Source organism: Microcystis sp. LE19-10.1B, from assembly GCF_027530565.1.
Lineage (GTDB): Bacteria > Cyanobacteriota > Cyanobacteriia > Cyanobacteriales > Microcystaceae > Microcystis > Microcystis aeruginosa.
Window position 1 is genome coordinate 1 of sequence record NZ_JAPZQM010000557.1, and the last position, 3,773, is coordinate 3,773.

3 protein-coding genes and 1 pseudogene are annotated in these 3,773 nt (G+C 44.5%); 2 read left to right on the forward strand and 2 right to left on the reverse strand.

Features of this window, described 5'->3' with window-relative positions; translation table 11 throughout:
* Positions 1 to 210: 210 nt before the first annotated feature.
* Positions 211 to 399: pseudogene (locus tag O9332_RS20230) on the forward strand (IS200/IS605 family transposase); the annotation flags it as partial.
* Between the two features lie 338 nt (positions 400 to 737).
* Here O9332_RS20230 and O9332_RS20235 read toward each other — a convergent pair.
* Together O9332_RS20235 and O9332_RS20240 are read right to left on the reverse strand one after the other, a co-directional pair.
* Positions 738 to 1,037, reverse strand: coding sequence for a 2Fe-2S iron-sulfur cluster-binding protein (locus tag O9332_RS20235; RefSeq protein ID WP_002761301.1), 300 nt, complete (start codon positions 1,035 to 1,037; stop codon positions 738 to 740).
* Positions 1,038 to 1,080: 43 nt separating this feature from the next.
* Positions 1,081 to 2,340: a phosphopantothenoylcysteine decarboxylase domain-containing protein gene (locus O9332_RS20240; protein ID WP_190720636.1), complete on the reverse strand. Its 1,260-nt coding sequence runs from the start codon at positions 2,338 to 2,340 to the stop codon at positions 1,081 to 1,083.
* Between the two features lie 181 nt (positions 2,341 to 2,521).
* Between O9332_RS20240 and O9332_RS20245 the strand changes: the two genes are divergently transcribed.
* Positions 2,522 to 3,463, forward strand: a complete 942-nt coding sequence (locus tag O9332_RS20245; protein ID WP_004162654.1) for a DUF1517 domain-containing protein — start codon at positions 2,522 to 2,524, stop codon at positions 3,461 to 3,463.
* The last annotated feature ends 310 nt before the right edge of the window (positions 3,464 to 3,773 follow it).

The following is a 3,773-nucleotide window of genomic DNA, read 5'->3' on the forward strand; positions in this document are numbered from 1 at the left end:
TTAGGGCTTGCTGAATAATGGTAAAACCCTTTTAAAATAAAGCTTTTGACCTGTTAAAGTCCGATGTTCATGCTGCGAAAATAGGATTGGGACTTTCAAAAACCTTGCATTATCCTTCTTGTAGTACATCGCTTGGTACAAAAAACAAGGGCAACAAAGCCTGAAACGACCGGCTCCTGACGACCAGCTACTGACTCCTACCCCCAGGAAAAACTTTTTCAGCAGACCCTAATTAGAAAAGAATTTCCGGATTTGGCGGCCAAGTATTTCGACAATAAACCTTATTTTTGGACGGGAGGTTATTTCGTGGCTAGTTGTGGCGGCGTTACTGTCGAACAACTAAAAAAATACGTCGAGAACCAAAAAAACTCCCCGAAAGTGGAAACGCTACCGCGTTAGTTTCATTCCGGTGGCGATTTATTCCCGTTAAACCGCGTAGCGGTTTAACGGGAGTCCTCTCGTTCCATTGAGATAGGCAGTTTAAATGCAGTAAAGCTGATATTTTCTAGCAAATCTCTTGATTGTCAGCCCTTGGCTGGCAAAAAAGCAGCGAAAAAATCACAAAAATCCGCTGAGATGTCTTCCCAAGACATCAATTAGGGTCTGCTGAAAAAGTCGTTCAGGGAATTATGTGATATTGTCTGGCAATTTTCACTGGTATCGAACGCCTCAATGGTTCTGATCGCCGCACCTTCCCCACCGGTGCGTTGCTGGGGGTGGGGCATGACGCTTAAATGCTATTTTGGTTTAGTTTGGACGCTAATAGGGCCATTAACGCTGGTTTGACAGGCTAAACGATAATTTTCGGGTTTTTTCTTCAGACAGCGCTGTTCAAAGTCGGTTTTGGCCGAGAGATTTTCCATCCCCTCGACAATTGCCACTATACAAGTACCACACTGACCGTAACCGCCACAATTCATCAATTTACCGCCAAAAGTGTAGATATCAACGCCATTCTGGATTGCTTTCTCTCGTAAATTCGCTCCATCTGCCGCTACCACGATCTTATTCTCTTTGACGAAGTTGATGTTACCCATGACTGTGTTACCCTAAATTTTTGCAAATTAATATTAAAAAATATTAAATTTTTTTGATTGTAACATTTTTGGCTCGCTGTTCTAAATATTCGGCGATGCCAATAGCGATCGCTTTTTTGCCGATAAATTTCCCCAATGCCGCTTTTGTGACCAAATAAGCCACCTGTTCCCCTTGATCGCCCTTTTCCTCACCCCTATTAGCAATAACAGCCTGATAGCCCTTTTCTAGGCGTTTACGGGCGATTTCCAGTAACTCCTCCTGACTGACTCCCTCCTGATACTTGAAAGTCACCATCTCTAAATCGGGAAATTTTTCTCTCACCTTGTCAATCACTTTTTCCGTCGGCACAAAATTAAGATTTAACTGCCCACCACTGGGAATTTTGCCGTAAAAAGGGCTTTCTAAGCGATAATCTGCCACTGCTGCCGAAAAAATTCCAAATTTATAATCTTTACTGCCTAATTCTCCCATAACCTTCCCTAGATACTCGTCATAAGTTTCAATAATTTCATGGGGTAAATAAGCGGGAGGTGTATAGCTGCCGCGTCCGTGGATTAATTGCACCTTTGCCCCGCGCAGGTACAATTCTTCTGCAATAGCGACTCCTAATTGTCCGGTAAAACGATTGGTTAAACGACGAATATTATCGATAATAACGGGTGTGGGTCCACCAGTGACTAAAATCGGCCTATTTTTCAGGACAGAATTACTGAGAATCCCACAGGCTGCCACTGTGATCTCTTTTTCCCCGGGGAGATTGTGCTTACCGTAATCATCCCGGGGTGACATAATCTGGACTCCCCAGCGATCGAGAGTTTGCAAAGATTCGGTCAGAATAGCATTATGTAAACTGCCGTGCATGGTGGGGACAAGCAGAATTTTAGTTTTTCCCTTTTCCTGTCGTCCCAAGGCCGAGGCCAAGCATGAAGTGATCACTCCGTCAGCGATTCCGTAACGAAACTTATTAATCGTGTTATAGGTAGCGGGGGCGACTAAATAAAGATCAAAGGGAGATTGATCGCTTAAATGTTCTGCTTTTGCCGTTAATTGGCTAATTACGGGATTAACCGTACTCCATTCCAAAGCTTCCTTAGTGACGTATCTTAAAGCTTCTTCTGAGACAAAAGCCACGACTGTAGCCCCGAATTTCCGCAAAGATCGGGCAATTAGCGGCGCTTTCATGGCCGCAATCCCTCCCGTCACCAGTAAAGCAATACGTTTACCCCAGAGATGATGACTTTCTAAGGGTACTTCGCGATCGCTTAAGGGCGAATCCGTCGGAGAAGAGAAATTCCAAGTCATAAATTTGGGGGTGGGGGTTTTGTCAGTGATCAGTAAACAGTAAACAGTGAACTGAAAACTCAAATCTGATCACTGATAACTGATAACTGATCACTGATTCGGTTATCCCTATTCGGGGTTTGTCTATCCCTGAGGGAGAAACTGGTTATCCTAGTAAATAAAGGGTTGCTTCGGTGTTCTTATGATTGACAAAATTTTAACTAAAGTTCGATCGCTTGCCAAGCCGCTATTAGTTCTAGGATTAGTGACAACGCTGATTTTAGGCAATGTTTCCAGTGCTTTGGCGGCATCGGGGGGTAGAATGGGGGGCGGTAGTTTTCGCGCCCCTAGTCGCAGTATTAGCCCTTCTAGAGGTGGTGGTTACAGTTCCCCCGGTTACGGTGGAGGTATTGGTTTTCCCTTCCTCTTACCCTTCTTTTGGGGTGGTGGTGGCGGTGGCTTAATTTCTCTGTTAATCTTTTTTGCTATTGCCAATTTCCTCGTTAATGCTTTCCGTAATGGTGGAGGCAGTGATGAGAATGGTATGACGATAGAATCCGGTTATGAAACCGTCTCCGTGGCTAAAGTACAGGTGGGTTTGTTGGCTAATGCCCGTTATCTGCAACAAGAATTAAATCAAATCGCCCTAACTGTGGATACTAGCACCTCCGAGGGACGCGTCGAAGTCTTACAAGAATCGGCCCTCGCCCTGTTACGTCATCCGGAATACTGGGTTTATGGTAACGTCGATTCTCAACAAACCAGCCTCAGCAGTGCAGAAGCGAAGTTTAATCAGTGGTCTCTCAACGAACGCGGTAAACTAACGGCGGAAACCTTAACTAATTACAATAATCAACTGCGTCAAGGTTCTCAAGAAAATATTTTACCCGAATCGGCTGGAGAATTAGCTAAAACCGCACCGGAAGGCTATATTTTGGTGACTATTTTAGCCGGCATTGTCGGTAAATTTTCTCTAGCCAAAATTAATGATTCCCAAGACTTGAAACAAGCCCTGCAACAAATTGGTAGTATGGGAGGCGATCGACTTTTAGCGGTAGAAGTGATTTGGACTCCTCAAAGCGAGGGTGATATTCTCAGTCAAGACGACATTCTCGCCAATTATCCCGATCTGAAATTGGTGTAATTTGTCGGGGGATAACCCTAGATAGGGTTTGCTGAAAAATTTTTTCGTGGGGGTAGGGTGTAGGGTGTGGGGTGTGGGGTGTAGGGTTTTACCGATTTTGAGGGAGTCTTCCAAAAAGTCTAAAAGTCTTACCCAACAAGGTTTTTAGATTTATTCAGCCAGCCCTAGATAGGGTCTGCTGAAAAAGTTTTTCCTGGGGGTAGGAGTCAGTAGCCGGTCGTCAGGAGTCGGTCGTTTTAGGCTTTGTTGCCCTTGTTTTTTGTACCAAGCGATGTACTACAAGAAGGATAATGCAAGGTTTTTGAACGTC

Bases quoted from the DNA above. Each gene is read 5' to 3' on its own strand.
- O9332_RS20235 (WP_002761301.1), bottom strand. From the start codon at position 1,037: ATGGGTAACATCAACTTCGTCAAAGAGAATAAGATCGTGGTAGCGGCA.
- O9332_RS20240 (WP_190720636.1), bottom strand. From the start codon at position 2,340: ATGACTTGGAATTTCTCTTCTCCGACGGATTCGCCCTTAAGCGATCGC.
- O9332_RS20245 (WP_004162654.1), top strand. From the start codon at position 2,522: ATGATTGACAAAATTTTAACTAAAGTTCGATCGCTTGCCAAGCCGCTA.